This is a genomic window from Brevibacillus sp. NRS-1366, from assembly GCF_050467985.1.
Window position 1 is genome coordinate 17,775 of sequence record NZ_JBITPN010000053.1, and the last position, 18,572, is coordinate 36,346.

The 18,572-nt window shown below is 42.0% G+C and carries 15 protein-coding genes and 1 pseudogene; 14 read left to right on the forward strand and 2 right to left on the reverse strand.

All coding sequences use genetic code 11. The features are described from left to right. Positions 1 to 13: 13 nt before the first annotated feature. Genes ACIFQN_RS30700 through ACIFQN_RS30710 form a run of 3 tightly spaced genes read left to right on the forward strand, consistent with a single transcriptional unit; the run spans position 14 to position 2,837 of the window. Positions 14 to 1,027, forward strand: coding sequence for an ABC transporter ATP-binding protein (locus tag ACIFQN_RS30700; protein WP_429836958.1), 1,014 nt, complete (start codon positions 14 to 16; stop codon positions 1,025 to 1,027). Continuing rightward, complete coding sequence (locus ACIFQN_RS30705; protein ID WP_429836851.1) at positions 1,014 to 2,003, forward strand: ABC transporter ATP-binding protein; 990 nt, start codon at positions 1,014 to 1,016, stop codon at positions 2,001 to 2,003. The genes ACIFQN_RS30700 and ACIFQN_RS30705 overlap by 14 nt, the downstream gene beginning before the upstream one ends. A 6-nt stretch (positions 2,004 to 2,009) precedes the next feature. Continuing rightward, entirely contained in the window at positions 2,010 to 2,837 is an 828-nt protein-coding gene (locus tag ACIFQN_RS30710) for an amidohydrolase family protein (RefSeq protein ID WP_429836852.1), read from the forward strand. A 159-nt stretch (positions 2,838 to 2,996) separates the two neighbouring features. On the opposite strand, the pseudogene ACIFQN_RS30715 reads toward ACIFQN_RS30710, so the two are convergent. Further along, positions 2,997 to 4,141, reverse strand: a pseudogene (locus ACIFQN_RS30715) (IS4 family transposase). Positions 4,142 to 4,342: 201 nt separating this feature from the next. On the opposite strand from ACIFQN_RS30715, the gene ACIFQN_RS30720 reads away from it, so the two are divergent. The 7 genes from ACIFQN_RS30720 (at position 4,343) to ACIFQN_RS30750 (ending at position 12,298) form a co-directional block, all read left to right on the forward strand. Next, a complete protein-coding gene (locus ACIFQN_RS30720) occupies positions 4,343 to 5,953 on the forward strand; it encodes an amidohydrolase (RefSeq protein WP_429836853.1) in 1,611 nt (536 codons plus the stop codon). Positions 5,954 to 6,316: 363 nt separating this feature from the next. Then, entirely contained in the window at positions 6,317 to 7,381 is a 1,065-nt protein-coding gene (locus ACIFQN_RS30725) for an ABC transporter substrate-binding protein (protein WP_429836854.1), read from the forward strand. A gap of 117 nt (positions 7,382 to 7,498) precedes the next feature. Continuing rightward, positions 7,499 to 8,311 (forward strand): alpha/beta fold hydrolase, encoded by an 813-nt coding sequence (locus ACIFQN_RS30730; RefSeq protein ID WP_429836855.1) that lies wholly within the window; start codon positions 7,499 to 7,501, stop codon positions 8,309 to 8,311. A gap of 81 nt (positions 8,312 to 8,392) precedes the next feature. Further along, entirely contained in the window at positions 8,393 to 9,511 is a 1,119-nt protein-coding gene (locus ACIFQN_RS30735; protein WP_429836856.1) for an ABC transporter ATP-binding protein, read from the forward strand. Positions 9,512 to 9,543: 32 nt separating this feature from the next. Beyond that, a complete protein-coding gene (locus ACIFQN_RS30740; protein WP_429836857.1) occupies positions 9,544 to 10,593 on the forward strand; it encodes an ABC transporter substrate-binding protein in 1,050 nt (349 codons plus the stop codon). Between the two features lie 18 nt (positions 10,594 to 10,611). Beyond that, complete coding sequence (locus tag ACIFQN_RS30745) at positions 10,612 to 11,517, forward strand: ABC transporter permease (RefSeq protein WP_429836858.1); 906 nt, start codon at positions 10,612 to 10,614, stop codon at positions 11,515 to 11,517. Between the two features lies 1 nt (position 11,518). Further along, positions 11,519 to 12,298, forward strand: a complete 780-nt coding sequence (locus ACIFQN_RS30750; RefSeq protein WP_429836859.1) for an ABC transporter permease — start codon at positions 11,519 to 11,521, stop codon at positions 12,296 to 12,298. 327 nt (positions 12,299 to 12,625) lie between these two features. Here the strand turns inward: ACIFQN_RS30750 and ACIFQN_RS30755 are convergent, their stop codons facing one another. Continuing rightward, complete coding sequence (locus ACIFQN_RS30755) at positions 12,626 to 12,913, reverse strand: ParA family protein (protein WP_429836860.1); 288 nt, start codon at positions 12,911 to 12,913, stop codon at positions 12,626 to 12,628. A 451-nt stretch (positions 12,914 to 13,364) separates the two neighbouring features. Between ACIFQN_RS30755 and ACIFQN_RS30760 the strand changes: the two genes are divergently transcribed. The 4 genes from ACIFQN_RS30760 to ACIFQN_RS30775 all read left to right on the forward strand — a co-directional run bounded on the left by ACIFQN_RS30760 (position 13,365) and on the right by ACIFQN_RS30775 (position 18,536). Then, on the forward strand, positions 13,365 to 13,889 hold the full coding sequence (locus ACIFQN_RS30760; protein WP_429836861.1) for a type 1 glutamine amidotransferase domain-containing protein: 525 nt from the start codon (positions 13,365 to 13,367) through the stop codon (positions 13,887 to 13,889). Positions 13,890 to 14,240: 351 nt separating this feature from the next. Beyond that, positions 14,241 to 15,890, forward strand: coding sequence for a dynamin family protein (locus ACIFQN_RS30765; RefSeq protein WP_429836862.1), 1,650 nt, complete (start codon positions 14,241 to 14,243; stop codon positions 15,888 to 15,890). Then, positions 15,887 to 17,854 (forward strand): dynamin family protein, encoded by a 1,968-nt coding sequence (locus ACIFQN_RS30770; protein ID WP_429836863.1) that lies wholly within the window; start codon positions 15,887 to 15,889, stop codon positions 17,852 to 17,854. The genes ACIFQN_RS30765 and ACIFQN_RS30770 overlap by 4 nt, the downstream gene beginning before the upstream one ends. 250 nt (positions 17,855 to 18,104) lie before the next feature. Further along, positions 18,105 to 18,536: a hypothetical protein gene (locus tag ACIFQN_RS30775; RefSeq protein ID WP_429836864.1), complete on the forward strand. Its 432-nt coding sequence runs from the start codon at positions 18,105 to 18,107 to the stop codon at positions 18,534 to 18,536. Positions 18,537 to 18,572 lie beyond the last annotated feature (36 nt).

Below are 18,572 nucleotides of genomic sequence, written 5' to 3' on the forward strand. Positions count from 1 at the left end.
GGGGATTCGTTTGATGGTTTATCAACCTCTTTTACATGTGAAAGGTTTAAAAACACATTTTAATACAGAACGAGGGAGGGTCACTGCTGTAGATGATGTCTCATTTATTCTGGAAGAAGGGGAAATTTTAGGGGTGGTAGGGGAATCAGGTTGCGGAAAAAGCGTTACATCCCAATCAATCCTCAGGCTATTTGATGAAAAATATACAGTGGAATACGAAGGAGAAATTAACTTTAAAGAAGCCAACTTATTAAATTTGTCTTTGTCTGGAATGCAAAAAATTAGAGGCAATGATATTTCCATGATATTTCAGGATCCTCTAAGCTCGCTAAATCCCGTTTACACCATTGGCTATCAAATTGTGGAATCAATTATGCTCCATCAAAAAATATCAAAAAAAGAAGCGTATGACAAAGTCATTGAGTTGCTGAAATTAACAGGCATACCAGCACCTGAAAAGAGATTCAATGAATATCCTCATGAATTGTCAGGAGGTATGAGACAACGTGTAATGATTGCTATAGCACTTGCATGCCAACCAAAAATATTAATTGCTGATGAGCCGACAACTGCATTAGATGTAACCATACAAGCTCAAATTTTAGATTTAATAACAGAGTTAAATGAAGAGCTGAAAATGGGTGTTATTTTCATTACTCATGATCTTGGTGTGGTTGCTGAGATCTGTACAAGAGTTATTGTGATGTATCTGGGGCAAATCGTTGAGGAAGGAGATGTTGAGACCATATTTTCCACTCCACTCCACCCTTATACAAAAGGGTTAATGAAATCCATACCTCAGCTGGACGGTGACAGATCGCAAAAGCTCCATGTCATTAAGGGATCTGTTCCATCTCTATATTCGATTCCGAAAGGTTGTCGTTTTGCATCCAGATGTAGTTATGCCGATAATCTATGTCATGCAAAAATGCCTGAATTAACAAGAAGTTCAAACAAACAAACAGTAAGGTGTTGGCACTACGAGGATATCGCAAGAAAGGAGAGGAGCAGCTATGTTAACGTCTGATATGAAAAAAAATGATCCAATCCTTGAAGTAAAGGGTTTAAAAAAGTATTTTCCTGTTAGAAGTCCCTTAGGAAGAACAGAATGTCTGGTCAAGGCAGTTAACGATGTCTCCTTTCAATTGTATGAGGGGCAAACATTTGGATTAGTCGGCGAATCAGGATGTGGAAAAAGTACTACGGGAAGAACCATTCTTCGATTGACAGAACCTACAGAAGGGGAAGCTTATTATCAAGGAAAGGATGTATTTCAATTAAAAGGTCTAGAATTACAAAAGATTAGGAAGCAGTTGCAGATGGTGTTCCAAGATCCATATTCCTCGTTAAATCCAAGAAAAAGAATTGGAGATGCGTTAGAAGAACCGCTTAAGATTCATCATTTGGGTACAAAAAAAGAACGGATAGATCAGGTCATGGATATCCTTGATAAGGTTGGACTAAGTATAGAACATTTTTATAAGTATCCGCACGAATTCTCAGGCGGACAAAGGCAGCGCATAGGTTTAGCGAAAGCGCTTGTCGTTAATCCGAAGGTGATTATTTGCGACGAACCCGTATCTGCCCTTGATGTCTCAATTCAATCACAAATCATTAATTTATTACAGCATTTACAAGATGAATTGAAACTAAGTTATTTATTTATTGCTCATGATATAAGCGTCGTACGCCATATTTGTAATAGAATTGGAGTCATGTATCTGGGACACATAGTAGAAGAGGCACCTACCGATCGTTTGTTCTCAGAACCTCTACATCCGTATACCAAAGCTTTATTGTCTGCAGTTCCTATTCCGCAGCCAAACATAAAAAGGGAAAGAATTATACTCAGAGGAGAAATTCCTTCACCGTTAAATCCACCCTCCGGTTGTGTTTTTCATACAAGATGTCCAATGGCAATTGATATTTGTAAAAAGGAAGTTCCGATAAAAAAAGAAGTGGATTCCAATCATTTTGTTTCTTGTCACTTATATGGAGGATGACAAATTATGAAGATTTTTGATATTCATCATCATGTCGGAGTTTTACGTATCGGTGCTGAAAGCGGTATTGAAGAAGCGGAAGCGGATGCTGACATGGATAGGATGATTGAAAACGATTATATACTCCGTTCTGAAAAAATGAAACGTCATGGGATTACTCACGCATGTCTTCTGCCAGGAAACTCTTATTCTATGATGAATGGGATTCAAGATACAAAAAGAATGAACGATTTTATAGCCAAATACCGTGATACTCATACCGATCTTTTTCCGGTCGCTATGGGATTAGTGGAATTGTCTCATGGTGAAGCCTCGCTGGAGGAAGTTGATAGAATTCACGAAGAATTGAAGCTGAATGGACTTGTGTTTCATCACAGATTCCAGGGAGGTGCAATTAACACGGCACTGATGTGGCCAATATTAGAACGTATTCAAAAACATAACTTAAAAGTATTTATTCATGTAATTTCTGAATCGAACATGGAGGCGCCATGGCGATTAGAGATATTGGCTGATGAGTTCCCTGAAATAACTTTTGTTGCGTTAGATGCCTTCTCAGGTATAAGTCAGGGAGAATGGATGAGCTATATTGCGAAAAAACATTCTAACATTCTTTTTGATACAGGTTGTATGGTATCTGTAGGTAATGATTTAAAAAGTTTTATTAAATCACATGGAACCAAGAGGGTTCTTTTTGGATCAACATGTTATGTCACCCCTGACAATTTCGCTTATCCTTATCCGTTGATAGAACTGAAGGAGATGGGATTAAGTCAAGAGGAGCTGGAAGATGTATTTTATTTAAACGCAGCAAAATATTTTGATTTGTTGTAATCACTATCGTTGCATAAAAATGAGCCCATCCTTTGTCGAAGTATTCTGAATCACATTTCCAGCTTCGCAACCAAAAACGACAGACACCAGCAAAAGGTAGCCACTATCCATTTGGTGGTTATATACATTTATTACAACCGTGACGACGACAAACAACATCTATTTCCTTTTCTGTCGGCCTTTTGATGTTCGTTTGGACTGGTAATTCATTCTGCCGATCCATTCCTCAAAAGTTTGCCAAAGAAATACTTTGAGCCACCTACTGATTTGCAACAGACTGTGCTGACTGTTCCTTTCCAGTTTGACAAGAAGTAATAGGCAGTAGGCAATGAGAGCGAGAAAGACTTGATTTTGTACAGCATTGTCACTCGTTCCATAAAACGTCTTGATCTTTACATGCTGTTTCATCCACTTAAAAAACAGCTCAATTTGCCAACGCCAACGGTAGATGTCGCTGAGTTCATCTGCTTCCAGATCGAATCGATTCGTAATAATACGAATGCGGTTTCCTTTCGAATCAAGCGTTTCAATGAGCCGCAACACGTTATCCACCCGTTTTTGTGGAGTTCCCAGAAGGATCATGGAATCCGATAAAACAGAGCTTTCTGAGGGTATTTGGAAAGCATAGAGGTGACGAAATTCTGCGTTATCTTTCAGACGAGAAGCGAAAAAGATGCCTTGGTCTGTATACTCATCAAATTTTTCGTAATCCACGTACCCTCGATCAAAGACGTACATGGCTCCAATCTCGTCAATCAGTGATTCCATTTGCGTGCGGTCATTGGACTTGGCACAAGTAAGGGAGATCTTTTCAGGATACACATCCCCCTGGTTGGCAAAGACGAGACGAAGATGAATCTTGATTCCCGCCTTGGTTTTTCGGAAGGTTGCCCATTTGTACTTATTCAAACATAACCCAATGGTCGTAGAATCGATGATCTTGATGTCTTTTCGAAGAGAGTAAGTATGGCCGAGGCTTTTTGAATCTGCTGGACAAGGTCGACAAAAATCCCTTCAAGCAAAGCAGGTTCTACTCGATTATTTTTTCGGCTAAGCTGCGCTGGACTAATTGATGATAATCCTAGCTCCTGTTGGAATTCCTTTGATAGAACATCGTCTGCAATGGCTCGAAGTCCTTCCCGTTGCTGAAGTTGTGCATGTAAAAACAGGAGAAGGTATGCCTTGGTTGTCAGCTTTTTTACGTACTTGTCTTGATCCGTTTCGTCAATACGTTGTTGAAATTTCACAATATTGATGGGTGCAATCCATTTACCAAATGAAGAAAATAGGGTATTCTTGTCCATGGTCGATCCTTTATGTTGGATTTGGACAGGAACTACCTGACCTTACCAGTGTAAAGGATTTTTTTATGCCGTGAACACTTGAATACCGAAGATTATGAGGATTTTGAATGGTTTGGAAAGATTAATGCAACGCTAGTGTGTTGTAATAAAAACATATTTTTATAGTGAAAATAAAAGTTAATTGACTGAGGTGGGATAGGAATGTTTGCAGATATCGCTTTGTATAATGGACAAATTGTTAGTATGGATGAAAATAATAGACAGTATTCAGCAATTCTAATCAAAAACAGACGAATTGTGGGACTTGGTAACATAGAAGAGATGAAACCTTTTATCGGTGGTAAGACAAAAGTAATTGATTTACAAGGAAAAACGGTCCTCCCCGGCTTTATTGATGCCCATCAGCATATGTTTAGTCTCGGAAACAATCTAATAAATCTTCAATGTGATCAATTATCTATCGCTGATCTTGTAGAAGAGATAGAAAAGCGAGCAGCTAATTTAGAACCTCATGAGTGGATTATTGGCTGTGGATTGGACGAGTCTCGACTGGTAGAGAAGCGATTACCTCAAGCTTCAGATTTTAACCATATTCTTAATCCAATTTATATCACTCGTTACTGCTATCACACCGCGGTGGTAAACGATCGGGCACTAGCTTTGGCTGGAGTAGATGAGCAAACGGTGGAGCCTGTTGGTGGAGAAATTTTGAGAGATCATAGTGGAAAAGCATCTGGTGTGTTGAAGGAGAATGCAATGGAACTCGTGCAGAGGGTGATTCCTCCTTATACAGTAGAGCAAATTAAACAAGCAATTTCTCGTGCTGATGACTACTATATTAAGCAAGGTGTCACTTCAGTCCACGAAGCAGGAATGGGATTAATCACGGGTTCATTGAAGGAATTTCGCGCTTTCCAAGAATTAATTTTAAACAATCAACTGAAAATTCGTGTGTATGGTATGGTGATGGACACCTTCTATTCGGAACTCCTAGCCACACAGTTACTGACTGGATTTGGAACGGAACAATTTAAAATCGGAGCTGTTAAAATGTTCGCTGATGGTACCCTTTCTGGGGGTACGGCAGCCGTACGTGAAGAATATGAAGAACCGATAAAAGGTTACGGCATGCTAATGTATTCGGACGAAGAATTGGAACAAAAAGTACTTCAAGCTCATATGCAAGGCTTTCAAGTTGCCATCCACGCGATAGGGGACAGGGCCATTGAACAAGTACTGAACGCCTATGAAAAAGCGTTAGCTATATATCCTCGGGAAGATCATCGGCATCGCATAGAACATTGTAAACTGAGCCATCCTGGTATCATTGAGCGAATGAAAAAATTGGGAGTGATTCCCGTTCCGCAACCCGCAATGTATCATCAGCATGGCAATGTCTACAAACGTGTACTAAAGCCAGAAGTAATCAACGATTACTGTCCTCTTTACTCGTTCATAAATTCAGGATTAAAACCAGCTGGAAGTTCTGATTGTCCAGTTGTGTCGGGTTCCCCATTCCTGGGTATTTATGCAGCAATGACACGTAAAACGCATACAGGAGAAACAATTGTGCCTGAACAAAGCCTTTCTTTATTTGAAGCATTAAAGATGTATACTGTACATGGGGCCTATGCCTCGTTTAGCGAAAATGAAATTGGGACCCTGGAAATTGGTAAGTACGGTGATCTTATTGTTTTGCCAAGAAATTTTATGAGTTTTTGTGCTGAGGAAATCAAGGAAACAGAGGTGGAGATGACTATAGTAAATGGAGAAGTTTGCTATGAAAATGTTTCACAGACAGCATCTAACTGATAACTGAAAATTTGATATTGACTTTACATTCGAAAAATTTTAATCTAATAAAAAGCACGTAATATTAAAGGATCAATCAATAATTAAATATGTCAGGGTTTTTTTGCTGTAAGAAGAAAACCTCTTCTTATGTTAACAATTAGACCTAGTATTCAGTATGTAGGTTATGAACTCGAGTTCATAATTTGTTTGCTGATTACTAGGTCTTTTCTATTTTCACAGTGAGTTGGTGGATTGGAAGTGTTTAGTGGATAGAAATTGGTAGGGAGGTGATGAGATGTTTTTTAAAAAACGTTTTAAAAGTTTGTAGTATCCATTAAAATGTAGCAAAATAACTAATATAAACACGAGAGAGGGAAAGATATGCTGAAAAAAGTAATTTTGGCAAGCATTTTCTTTACATTAATGATCATTGCAGTTGCTTGTGGCAGCAATGAGCAAAATGGAAATACGGGGGTTAATAGTGAAGTTTCTCAACTCGTAGTAGTGGGCTATGGTGGCCAGAACTCTACGGCCAAAATGAAATCAATTTATAAACCCTTTGAAGAAAAATATAATGTGAAAATCAAAGAAGTTACTCCTACGAATTATGGGCAATTCAAGGCAATGGTTCAATCTGGAAATGTTGAGTGGGATGTTGTAGATGTAGATACGGACTTTGTCTATCGTGGAGCACGAGAAGGTTTGTTAGAGCCACTCGATTACAACGTGATAAGTAAAGACGGAATTATCCCCCAATTCGCCCATGAATACGGTATAGGAGCATATTTATACGATGTACCTATTGCCTATAGTACGAACGTATACTCAAAAGAAAATCATCCAAGAACCTGGTCTGAGTTTTGGGATACTGAAAAGTTTCCTGGTAAACGTACATTATGGAAATATCCAGTGGCACTAATGGAACAGGCTTTGCTTGCAGATGGAGTGAGGAAGGAAGAACTTTATCCGCTTGATATTAATCGTGCATTTACTAGGCTAGATAAAATTAAAAAAAACATTTCAGTTTGGTGGTCTCAAGGTGACCAACCAGTATTGATGTTAACCGGTAAGGACGCGGCTTTGGCATCAGCTTGGAATGGGCGGGTATCTCAACAGAAAAAAGATGGAGCTCCAATAGATTTGGAATATAATCAGTCAATTGTATTGGGAGATTCTTGGGTTGTTCCAAAAGGGAGCAAAAATAAAGAACTTGCAATGAAGTTTATTGCCTTTGCAACCGCTGCCGAGCAGCAGGCAAACTTTTGTAAATTAATTGATGATTCACCAACAAATACAAAGGCTTTGGATCTTTTAGATCAAAGCGATAAGGAAAGACTTGGTTTGACGGATGAAACTTTAAAAACGAAGGTAATTGTGAATTACGACTGGTGGGATCAAAATTTTGACAAGGTCAACGAAACATTTGAAAAATGGCTGATTGAGTAAAGTGAATATACGAAATACTCAGGAAAATGAAAGGGCTTTCGAATTGATTATGCGGAAGGTTAAGTAGTCGCTGTAGGCAATAATAAAAGTGGAGGCTTTAGGCTAGAGGAGGAAATTATGTCAAGTGAACAAATAGAGATTAATAAAGTACATCAAGAGGAACCTAAGCGAGAACTTGTAAAATATGAAGACGTGCAAATCGATGTGATCGTAGATGGCAAGGGGCCGTTGATCGTGATGTTGCCTTCTTTTGGTCGCGGATCCGAGGATTTTGATGAAGTCGCAGCCGGCATTGCTTCAAAGGGTTTCCGCGTACTACGGCCACAGCCTCGCGGCATAGATCGTAGTAGTGGACCGAAGAAAGAGCTGACTCTTCATGACTTTGCCCGAGATGTCGCTTGCGTGATTGAAAGTCAAGGCAGTGGTGGGGCGATCATTGTGGGCCACGCCTACGGCAATTGGATCGCACGGATGACGGCTGTCAATTTTCCCAATCTTGTACGTGGCGTGGTTATCGCTGCTGCTGGCGCTAAAAATTATCCGCCGGAGCTCAACGAATACGTGAATAAGTGTGCGGACATGTCTCTTCCGGAGACTGAACGATTGAAATACCTTAAGGTTACCTTTTTTGCGCCGGGTAATGATCCGTCAATATGGTTGACAGGCTGGTACAAAGAAGTTTGTGAGAGCCAACTTCATGCAGAAATGGTGATGAAGCAGGAGGAATGGTGGTCGGCAGGAAATGGTCCACTTTTGGATCTCCAGGCGGCTCACGACCCATTTAAGCCACGAGATAAGAGCAATGAGCTCAAAGATGAATTAGGTGAAAGGGTGTCTGTTGTCGTGATTCCCAATGCGAGCCACGCTCTAATTCCTGAGCAGCCACAGGCAGTTGTTAATGCAGTGGTCGCGTGGGCACGCCAGCTCTAGAAAGCTCCTTCCCTCAAAATTAACGAGAGACTGAGAGAAAGCAATTATTTTTATTGAGATGTATAAGGGGGGTTTTAATAAATGTTAGTAAGTGCGAATTTAGAAATAAAACATGTAGCTAAATATTATAAAGATTTTTTAGCTGTCGACAATATTAGTTTATCTGTAAAAAGTGGAGAGTTTTTCACCATCCTTGGGCCAAGTGGATCTGGTAAAACTTCGTTATTAAAACTTATTGCGGGTTTTGAGGAAACGAGCAACGGACATATCTTGATCAATGGAAAAGATGTGACGAAAATGAAAGCCTATGAACGCAATATAGGTATGGTATTTCAAAACTATGCCTTGTTTCCGCATATGACCGTATTTGAAAATGTTTCCTACCCGCTAAAACTGAGAAAAATATCGAAAGCAGTGATTAAGGAAAAAGTAGAACATATTTTACGATTAGTGGATTTGGAGAGATTTGGTGCACGTTACCCCCATCAGTTAAGTGGTGGCCAGCAACAGCGTGTTGCACTTGCACGAGCGATCGTATTTGACCCACCACTGCTATTGTTAGATGAACCTCTGGCTGCTCTTGATAAAAACCTACGTCAAAAAATGCAAATAGAACTTAAGCATATTCAAGAGAAAATTGGGATAACAACGATTTGTGTTACACATGATCAGGAAGAAGCGCTCACAATGTCAGACAGAATTTGTGTGATGAATCATGGAAGAATTGCACAAATTGACACACCAGAAAATCTGTATAAGTATCCCAACAGTCAATTTGTAGCTGAATTTATCGGAGAAACAAATTTAATTGAGGGAGAGGTACGGTCTGGAAGTAATGAATATGTCGATGTTCATGTTAATGACAATTTAAAAATAAAGGTTAAAATTCCAGCTCATGATAGTCGAACAAATTGGGTTAATCAAAAGGTATTAATTGCAATAAGACCTGAAAATATGCACATCACGACAAATAAAGAAAATTACGACAATTATTTCGAAACAAAAGTCGAAGAAGTAATTTATGTAGGGGATTCGATTAAAGCAAAAGTAAAAACTTCATTTGGGACAGAGCTTGATATCAAAGTCCCAACCTCGTATGCCTCAGAAATCAAAGCTAATCGTTCTATCAGGTTGGGTTGCACTAAAGAAGATATTACCTTAATCCCAGAAACTTCAAAAAATAAGGAAAGTGTTGCTTAGTATCCAGAGAAAAAATAGAAAAGAGGGGAAATATGTTAAAAAAATCTCTACTTCTCATTATTTTATTGGTATCTTCAATCATCTCTGTAGCATGTGGCAACATGAATACGCAAGATAATGAAAATCAAAAATCAAACAGTGAATCTTCTGAACTTGTGATTGTAGGTTGGGGAGGACCTACAACAGATGCAAAACGCGAAGCATTTTATAAACCTTTTGAAAAAAAATATAACGTAAAAGTTCGCGAAGTCGCTCCTGTGAATTATGGGAAGTTAAAATCGATGGTTGAATCAGGTAATGTGGAATGGGATGTAGTTGATGTTGATACGGATTTTGTGTATCGCGGATCAAGAGAAGGATTATTAGAACCCCTCGATTACAGTGTGATAAGTAAAGAGGATATTATGCCTGAGCTTATACATGAATACGGCATTGGCTCATTCTTATATGATGTGCCTATAGCATATAGTTCCAAATTTAAAGATAATCCACCTAAGAATTGGGTTGATTTTTGGGATGCAGAAAAGTTTCCTGGGAAGCGATCATTACAAAAAAATCCTGTTGGTGTAATGGAACAAGCTCTGCTTGCGGATGGAGTTAAACCTGAAGAACTCTATCCACTGGATATTAATCGAGCATTTAAAAGCCTTGACAAGATTAGGGATCACGTGAACGTTTGGTGGTCCCAAGGTACCCAACCACTACTTTTATTAGTAGGCAATGAGGTCTCGATGTCTAGCGGGTGGAATGGTACCTTAGCACCTAAGGTTAAAGAGGGAGCACCAATAGGCATTCAGTATAATCAGTCTAATTTGATGAGTGATTCTTGGGTAGTTCCAAAAGGATCCAAAAATAAAGAGCTTGCAATGAAATTTATTGCATTTGCAACAGAGCCTGACCAGCAAGCGAAGTTTATTGAGATAATGCCTCATTTACCTGTTAATACGAAGTCATTAGATCTTATCAGTAAGGAAAAAAAGCATGAGAAGAATTTTAATAACAAAGTCCTTATTAATTTCGAGTGGTGGGATAAAAACTTTGATGAGGTTAATGAACGATTCCAGAAATGGCTAATTAAGTGAATAGGGAGTTGAGCTCGTATGTTGAAAGAAGAAATAATTAATGAGAGAAGGTTGCCACTTAGGGCACCTTCTGTTTCCACTCTTGTAGCGGTCCCAGGGATTAAATGGTTACTTCTTGCAATCCCATTATTATATATATGTTTTCTATTTATTTACTCCATGTTGGAAATTTTTCGTTTGAGTTTATTTAATGATAACGGTTTTACTTTAGAGTATTTTATCCGCTTTTTCGAACAACCAGTTTACTGGGATGTCATGTTAATTACGATGAAAATTGCTTTGATGGTAACACTGATTTCATTAGTTCTAGGTTATCCTCTCGCATATCTTCTCACCAAAATTGAATCTGATAAATGGCGCAAATGGATGTTCGCTGCGGTTACCATCCCTCTATGGATAAGTACGCTTGTTCGGACTTATGCGTGGACCTTTCTGTTACAAACATCCGGTGTTATCAATAATATACTCATCTCTATCGGATTAATAGATGAGCCAATTCGACTGATCTATAATACTACAGGGGTTATGATAGGGATGACGCATGTATTACTGCCATATATGGTTCTTAGCTTGTATTCCGTTATTAAAGGAATAGATCGGAATTTGGTATTAGCAGCTGAAGGACTAGGAGCACACCCTATCCGTGCATTTTGGAATGTTTATTTCCCGCTTTCTTTAACAGGGATATTGTCAGGCTCTTTACTTGTATTTGTTTTAAGTATTGGTTATTTCGTTACTCCTTCCCTATTAGGTGGAACTAACGACGTAATGATTTCTTCTTTGATTAAAACACAAGTGAGTGATCTGTTAAATTGGAATTTTGGATCTGCCATTGCTATTGTTCTTCTCGTGGTCACCTTGTTGCTTACAGGATTGTCTTACCTACTATTAGCTAAATATTCAAATGTAAAAGAGGTGAAATAAGATGTGGTTATATATTGTAGGTGGAATCATATTGTTTTTTATTATTGCACCTATACTAATTGTGGTCCCATTGTCACTTAGTTCCGCCAACTACATTATTTTTCCACCACCAGGCTTTTCTTTAAAATGGTATGAGAAGATTTTTGAAGATTCAGTATGGGTCGAAGCAGCCATCCGTAGTTTTCAGGTGGGTATTTTGACAACTGCTTTATCTGTTGTGTTGGGGACGATGGCAGCCTTAGCAGTAACAAAGTTGGAGTTTAAAGGCAAAAAATTAGTTTCTGCACTAATGATTCTACCAATGATTGTCCCTGCAGTTGTTGTTGGAATTGCATTGTACCGAGTGTTTTCAACTACTCACATAATCGGTAGTGTGTTTGGATTGGTTTTAGCTCACACTTTACTAGCATTACCGATTGTTTTCGTTACAGTATCATCCAGTTTAAAAGGGGTAGACAAGAATTATGAATTAGCAGCTATGGGTTTGGGATCAACGCCTATAGGAGTATTCTTTAAGGTAATACTTCCTATTATTAAACCAGGTATGTTAAGTGGAGCGCTATTTGCTTTTATTACCTCGCTAGATGAAGTTATCGTAACCATATTTGTAGGAGGAATTTCCAATGTAACCCTTCCTAAAGCAATGTGGGATGGGATTCGATCAGAGACAAATCCAACCATTTCTGCCGTTTCTACGTTACTGATATTGGGAACTTGTTTGCTTTTCATACTTCAAGGATGGCTAAGTACCCGAAAAAATACGGTAAATCACGATTCATGAAGCAATATTGGGACTTTATAATGCTCCGATAGGTTGAGACACGGGAGCGTGATAAACAAGTTATAATGGGGCCGGGTTAGCCGGTTTGATGCTGGCATCTAGAATCGGCGTGGAAACATGTCTGTTTCTGTTGACTGGGAAGCACGTATTGCTAGCCAGTATCTTTCGGTAAGTTTCCATTAATTAATTGGTGTTGTTAGACCGGGTGGATTCGCAGAATTTGTGGCCGCATCGAGAGGCTATAAGTACACTATGGCGAATTCCAAAGGTGATGTGAACAAGCAGCTTTCAGACGTTGCCGATTTATTGGCCCAGAAACTCGATGTCCTAACATGTAGTGGGGAAATAACGGCGACCAGTTAAGATTGTACGAAAAACGATAGCTCGTCCACGAATTGTCATAGTGGGAAATGCGCGTACGGTGCGTTGACCGCATTCGAGTTGATCCGGTCTTTCGATACCAAAGCACATGGTTAAATTGCCTTGCGGGTCAAAATTAACAAGCAATACTTTTTTTCCTTCATTAGATAAGGCGTAAGCCAGTTTGTAGGCAGTGGTGGTTTTGCCAGTACCGCCTTTTTGATTGGCGATGGTGATTACCGTTGTGTTTGACATATACAACACCCTCCATGGAGCGTTTGCTCCAAATATTTGTCAATGGTAGGGAGCGGACTGTTCTGTTATCGTTCTTTCCAAGTTCTTCCCAACGTCCAAAAATGGCTTCATTTTGGGTAGTCGCCGGGAATCCTTACGGAGCTTGAAAAAACCCGCGAAAAACCTTGATTTTACAAGGCTTTTGGCGGGTTTTAGATTCCTCTTATTTGACTTAGTTTCCACTTGTGTTACAATAACACGCGCGACTCAAAATCGTGAGGGAAACCGTGGGGGTTCAAGTCCCTCTACCGGCACCATCAGCACCACAATACATATGGTTTTCGTTATAAGGTGGGAAACAGTGAGTAGACCTGTTTCTCACTTTTTTATTTGGATGCGAGATCCTCAGTGCGTAGGCTGTTATTTATACAGGCACCTGCTACAATAAGAGAGAATAAAGGAGGCGGATACGGTGAGACTTGTAGGAAAACAGGTAGTTTGCTTTGTTGAGAATGAATTTGAAGATTTGGAGCTGTGGTACCCGGTTTTGAGACTTCGCGAGGAAGGTGCCGTCGTCCATCTGGTTGGGCCAAAAGCAAATCATGTCTACATAGGCAAATACGGTGTCCCGTGCGAATCAGACAAGGGAATGGCAGAAGTAAACCCAGCCGATTATGCTGGGGTTTTGGTTCCGGGAGGATGGGCACCAGACAAGCTTCGCCGCTATTCCGAGGTACTTTCATTTGTAGCTGCAATGCACGAGGCGAAAAAGCCAATCGGACATATTTGCCACGCGGGGTGGGTACTCGCTTCCGCAAAAATTTTGCAAGGCGTGACAACGACTTCTACTCCCGGGATCAAGGATGATATTGAAAATGCAGGTGCTGTCTGGGTTGATGAAGAAGTGGTGGTAGACGGGCATATCATAGGTTCTAGGCGTCCTCCAGACCTGCCTGCCTATGCCAAGGCGTTTGCCGACTTGTTGGCTGACAACTAAACAGGAAGTGGGGCATGCTCGATTCGAGAGAGAAACGAATGGGCTGTCCTTTTTTTATCATACTTTACCGAGAAGACTCCCCTCTTCAGTGGAGCAAGAGGGAGATGAATCGGCTTCTTTTTTGTGTATATATGCGAACGTTTGTGCTATGTAAGTCCCTCCCGTTCAAGATGCTAATCGAATATCATGTTAGTGCGATTTTTTCCAGATGGGAGGAAAATTATGCGGATGAAAGTTCCATTGATAAACTTTCGTACAAAGAATTGAACAACCCTATAAGGTATGATACATTCGGCATGGTAGAATAGAGAGTAGTAGAGAGAGCAGGATGATGGAGAGGGTGGAATAGAAGTGCTGAATAGTCAGGTATTGATACGGGAGACGGATTTTTCCCGGCTTGCACATACATGGGAACAATTGGCCGATTTGATGCAAAAACAAGGGGACAAGACAACGCCTGCCAAGCTATTGCAGTTGGCCGAAAAAACGAAGCGCTCTGAACTGAATATTGCCTTTTGTGGACACTTTTCCGCAGGGAAGTCGACGATGATCAACACGCTTCTGGGTGTGAGTCTCCTGCCGTCCAATCCGATCCCGACAAGCGCCAATGTAGTCAAGATTCGCGGTGGCGAAAAAGCGGCGCGCGTGTATACGACTGGGAGCGGCGTGATTACGTTTGACCCCGACACAGAAATGGAGAAGCTGAAGCAGTTTGCTGTGGATGGGGATACGGTGGAATCGGTGGAAGTCTCCTATCCGGGTACATTTTTAGATGAGTTTTCGAGCTTGCTGGATACACCGGGTATCGACTCCACGGATGCGGCACACAAAATCGCGACAGAATCGGCACTTCATCTGGCTGATGTCGTCATCTACATGATGGATTACAACCACGTGCAGGCAGAAGAAAATTTCAACTTTACGAAAACGTTGAAAGACCGGGAAAAACCGGTTTATTTGGTCGTGAACATGATCGACAAGCATCTGGATTTTGAGCTCGACTTTGAAAGCTACAAGGAAAGCGTAGAAGAAGCATTTGCTACGTGGAATATCAAGCCCGACGGTATTTACTACACGTCCCTCGCTGAACCGGACCATCTGGAGAATCAGTACGATGAGCTGCAAAAAAAACTCAACCAACTAATCACGGATCGTGAGGAATTGGTTGCAAAGAGTGTCCGCAGTGCCGCAGAGCATCTGATTGACGAGCACATTCAGTTTTTGAAAACGGGTCAAGCAAACAGCCGCCAGGACTTGGAGAACAGGCTGGACAGCCTCGAGGTCGACGGTGTAGAGAGTCGGAGTGCAGAAGCCGTGGCATCTGCTTTGAGAGAAGCGGAGAATCAGGCTAACGTGCTTGCAGGCCGTTCCATCGAAGCGCGTAAGCAGATGGAAATGGATCTGGGCAGGTTGCTCGACAATGCACGTCTCACGTATTACAGCACCAACGAGGCAGCACAAAGCTATCTGGAGAGCCGTAAGCCAGGATTCAAGCTGGGCTTTTTGTTCGCAGGCAAAAAGACAGAAGAAGAGAGGGCGCGGCGCGAGGAAGCGCTGCTGGCCGAGTTCCGGGAGAAAGTGGCGGGTAACCTCGACTTCCATTTCAAAGAACTAATGGGTAAACAACCACAGGTATATGACATCCGGGACGAAGAGTATCATGCTCTTGTCCATGCGACCAAAATCGAGATTACCTCCGAGTTTCTCGCCAAGCACATCAAGGATGGAGCGCAATCGCGTGAATATGTCATGAATTACTGCAACGATATTTCAGGTGGCATCAAGCTGGAGTACAGACGTGCCGGTCTTGCTTTCATCGAGCAGGTAGTAAAGCGTTTGGAAGAGCAGGCCAAATCAGAAGGTTCCGTACAACAAGAGCGTCTTTTGGCATTGCGTGAACTGGCAGAGGTGCATGGCAAGCTGGCAGACCTCGCAGCGAGCGAAAAGACCGCCAAAGAACGCTTGCAGGCGATTATGCGTGAAGGAGACCAAGAATCATGAATCAACTACGAGACAAACTAGTGGCTGCAGCAGAGCGCTTGCGGCGTACAAGTGAAGAAATCATTGCCGTGCCAGGTATGCAAGCGCAGGCGCAGGCTATGTTGGATCGGGCAGATCGCCTTACTGCCAATCGCTTTACCGTGGCATTGTTTGGAGCGTTTAGTGCGGGGAAATCCTCTTTTGCCAATGCATTGATGGGAGACCTGGTACTGCCAGTCTCGCCGAATCCGACGACAGCTGCAATCAATAAGATCATGCCGCCAGATGAGAAGCATCCACATGGAACGGTGCGTGTTGTGTTGAAGCGCAGAGAGGCGATAGAACAGGACGTGCTTCGCTCTCTGGCTGTATTCGGTTTGTCCGCGAGCGGGCTGGAAGGGGCATTGGCTGAGCTGGATAAAATTGACGTGGCCCAAATCCCGCCAACGGCAAAGCCGCACTATACGTTCCTCAAAGCCGTCACCAAAGGTCTGGGTGAGATGGGGACGAATTTGGGCGGTGAGTTGCTCGTAGACATGCAGGCCTTTAAAGGCTTTGTTGCCAAGGAAGAAAAAGCTTGCTTCGCCGAATACATCGAGCTGTTCTACTCCTGCCCGTTGACCGATCAAGGGATTGTTCTGGTCGATACGCCCGGTGCAGACTCCATTAATGCGCGTCATACGGGTGTTGCCTTTGAATATATGAAAAATGCTGATGCCGTGTTGTTTGTTACCTACTACAACCACGCGTTTGCCCAAGCTGACCGGGAATTTTTGCTCCAAATGGGCCGCGTAAAAGATACGTTTGAGATGGACAAAATGTTCTTTATTGTCAACGCGGCTGATTTGGCTGCATCAGAGGAAGAGCTGCAAGGGGTTATTACCCACGTGGAGAAAAACCTGCTGACCTGCGGAATTCGTTTGCCACGGATTTATCCGGTTTCCAGTCAGACCGCACTGCTTGCTCGTATGCACGAAAAAGGCAAGCTGGCGGCTTCCGCCGAAAAGGTGTACCGTCAACGGACCCAAACGGCAGAAGGAGAACCGTTGATGGCTGCCGATGAGGCGTTCAAGCTGTCCGGTATGGCTTCGTTTGAAGTAGATTTCCTCCGCTTCACAATTGAGGAGCTGACCCAGATCGCTGTAAACGCAGCTGTGGGTGAGATCCGCCGGGCATACGACACCTTGGGCGAATTTATGCGTATGGCCCAATCCGGTGAAAGCGAGCGGCTCGCACGTCGGGAGGCGGCAACTGCGGCACAAACGGCAGCCCTCTCAGCAGTAGAAGCGCTGTCAACGACCTCTCTGGAGCGAGATTTGGCAAAAGAGCGAGAGGAATTGGTTTATTACGTAAAACAGCGCCTCTTTTTCCGATTCGCTGAGCTTTATAATTTTGCGTTCAATCCGGCTGTTCTCAAGGAAGATGGGCGTAATGTGAAGCAAGCGCTGCAAGGCTGCCTGACTGACTTGCTGCGCTCCATTAGCTATGACCTGGTACAGGAGTTGCGCGCAACAACGCTGCGCCTGGAAAAGTTCATTAACAAGCAGGGAGTTTCACTGGTGCAGGCATGGCAAAAGGATGTTCAGACCCACGCAACCAGTCTGACACTGGCACCGTATCAGCCACGTCAAGTAGAGACGCTTTCCTTTGCAGAGGATCTGCCTGTGGTACCTTCTGCATTCCAGCCAGCGCTTTCCTTGTTTAAAAATACAAAGGATTTTTTTGAGCAGGATGGCAAGGTGAAAATGCGTGAAGACTTGGAGAAACGGCTGCAAGACCCGGTAGCTGCTTATGTTGCTACCGGTAGTGAGCAGCTCGATCAGCAGTTCCAAGCGCTATTCAACGAAATGGCGGCAAGCGAGCGTGCCCACGTGATCGAGCAAATCGACGGATATTTCACAGGTGTCTTTGCTGCTTTGAATATGAATGTCGATCTGGGTGAGCTGGAAGCCAAGATGAATCGGGTAGCCGCAGAGCTTGCGTAGAGCAATTGACCGTATCCGTAACGAACTTCAGGAAAGACCACGGCTCTGTCGCTGTTAACCATACAGTGACAGAGCTTCTTTTTTTCCGTTATGCAATTGGCTCGTCAACATGCATGTTACGGTAATGGTCAGTAATACAATCGAATAAGTATAGTGGTAAAATTGTAAAAATACGTCTGGAAAAGAAATCTGCATTTGTCCATTGGTCCCAAACGTCCTGTGAACAGATAAGGAGGTTCCTATGAGTTTCTTGGATAAATTAAAGCAGGGAGTTACTGATGCGGGTCAAAAAGCAAAAACGGTGGTCGAGATCAATCGCATTAAAAATCAAATGGAAGAAATGCTAAAACTACAGGAAGAAAAGCAAGCGAAAATAGGGGAAATTGTATTTTCCATGTTTGCAAGTAATCAGCCAGTATCGACCAACCCTGAAATAGAAGGATATTGCCATGACATTGTAACGATTCAGAATGAAATGAAACAGCTTCAAATCAAGAGTAAGGAGCTTCACAATGAAAAAGATTGTAGCTGTGGAAAAGTGGTTGCCCTAGAAACAAAATTTTGCCCAGCGTGCGGTCATCAATTCAGCATGCCCCCTGAGATCATTGATATTTCTGCCGTCCCTCCTGTTCTAGAAGAAACGAAGAAAACGACTTATCCTAAGAATCAGTCGCTTGACTAAACAAAATTGGGAAGGGCCCTCTTCGAGTGTAGTTTA

What these genes read in the sequence shown, in the direction of transcription:
- ACIFQN_RS30700 (WP_429836958.1), top strand. Translation starts at nt 14, where the DNA reads ATGGTTTATCAACCTCTTTTACATGTGAAAGGTTTAAAAACACATTTT.
- ACIFQN_RS30705 (WP_429836851.1), top strand. Translation starts at nt 1,014, where the DNA reads ATGTTAACGTCTGATATGAAAAAAAATGATCCAATCCTTGAAGTAAAG.
- ACIFQN_RS30710 (WP_429836852.1), top strand. Translation starts at nt 2,010, where the DNA reads ATGAAGATTTTTGATATTCATCATCATGTCGGAGTTTTACGTATCGGT.
- ACIFQN_RS30720 (WP_429836853.1), top strand. Translation starts at nt 4,343, where the DNA reads ATGTTTGCAGATATCGCTTTGTATAATGGACAAATTGTTAGTATGGAT.
- ACIFQN_RS30725 (WP_429836854.1), top strand. Translation starts at nt 6,317, where the DNA reads ATGCTGAAAAAAGTAATTTTGGCAAGCATTTTCTTTACATTAATGATC.
- ACIFQN_RS30730 (WP_429836855.1), top strand. Translation starts at nt 7,499, where the DNA reads ATGTCAAGTGAACAAATAGAGATTAATAAAGTACATCAAGAGGAACCT.
- ACIFQN_RS30735 (WP_429836856.1), top strand. Translation starts at nt 8,393, where the DNA reads ATGTTAGTAAGTGCGAATTTAGAAATAAAACATGTAGCTAAATATTAT.
- ACIFQN_RS30740 (WP_429836857.1), top strand. Translation starts at nt 9,544, where the DNA reads ATGTTAAAAAAATCTCTACTTCTCATTATTTTATTGGTATCTTCAATC.
- ACIFQN_RS30745 (WP_429836858.1), top strand. Translation starts at nt 10,612, where the DNA reads ATGTTGAAAGAAGAAATAATTAATGAGAGAAGGTTGCCACTTAGGGCA.
- ACIFQN_RS30750 (WP_429836859.1), top strand. Translation starts at nt 11,519, where the DNA reads ATGTGGTTATATATTGTAGGTGGAATCATATTGTTTTTTATTATTGCA.
- ACIFQN_RS30755 (WP_429836860.1), bottom strand. Translation starts at nt 12,913, where the DNA reads ATGTCAAACACAACGGTAATCACCATCGCCAATCAAAAAGGCGGTACT.
- ACIFQN_RS30770 (WP_429836863.1), top strand. Translation starts at nt 15,887, where the DNA reads ATGAATCAACTACGAGACAAACTAGTGGCTGCAGCAGAGCGCTTGCGG.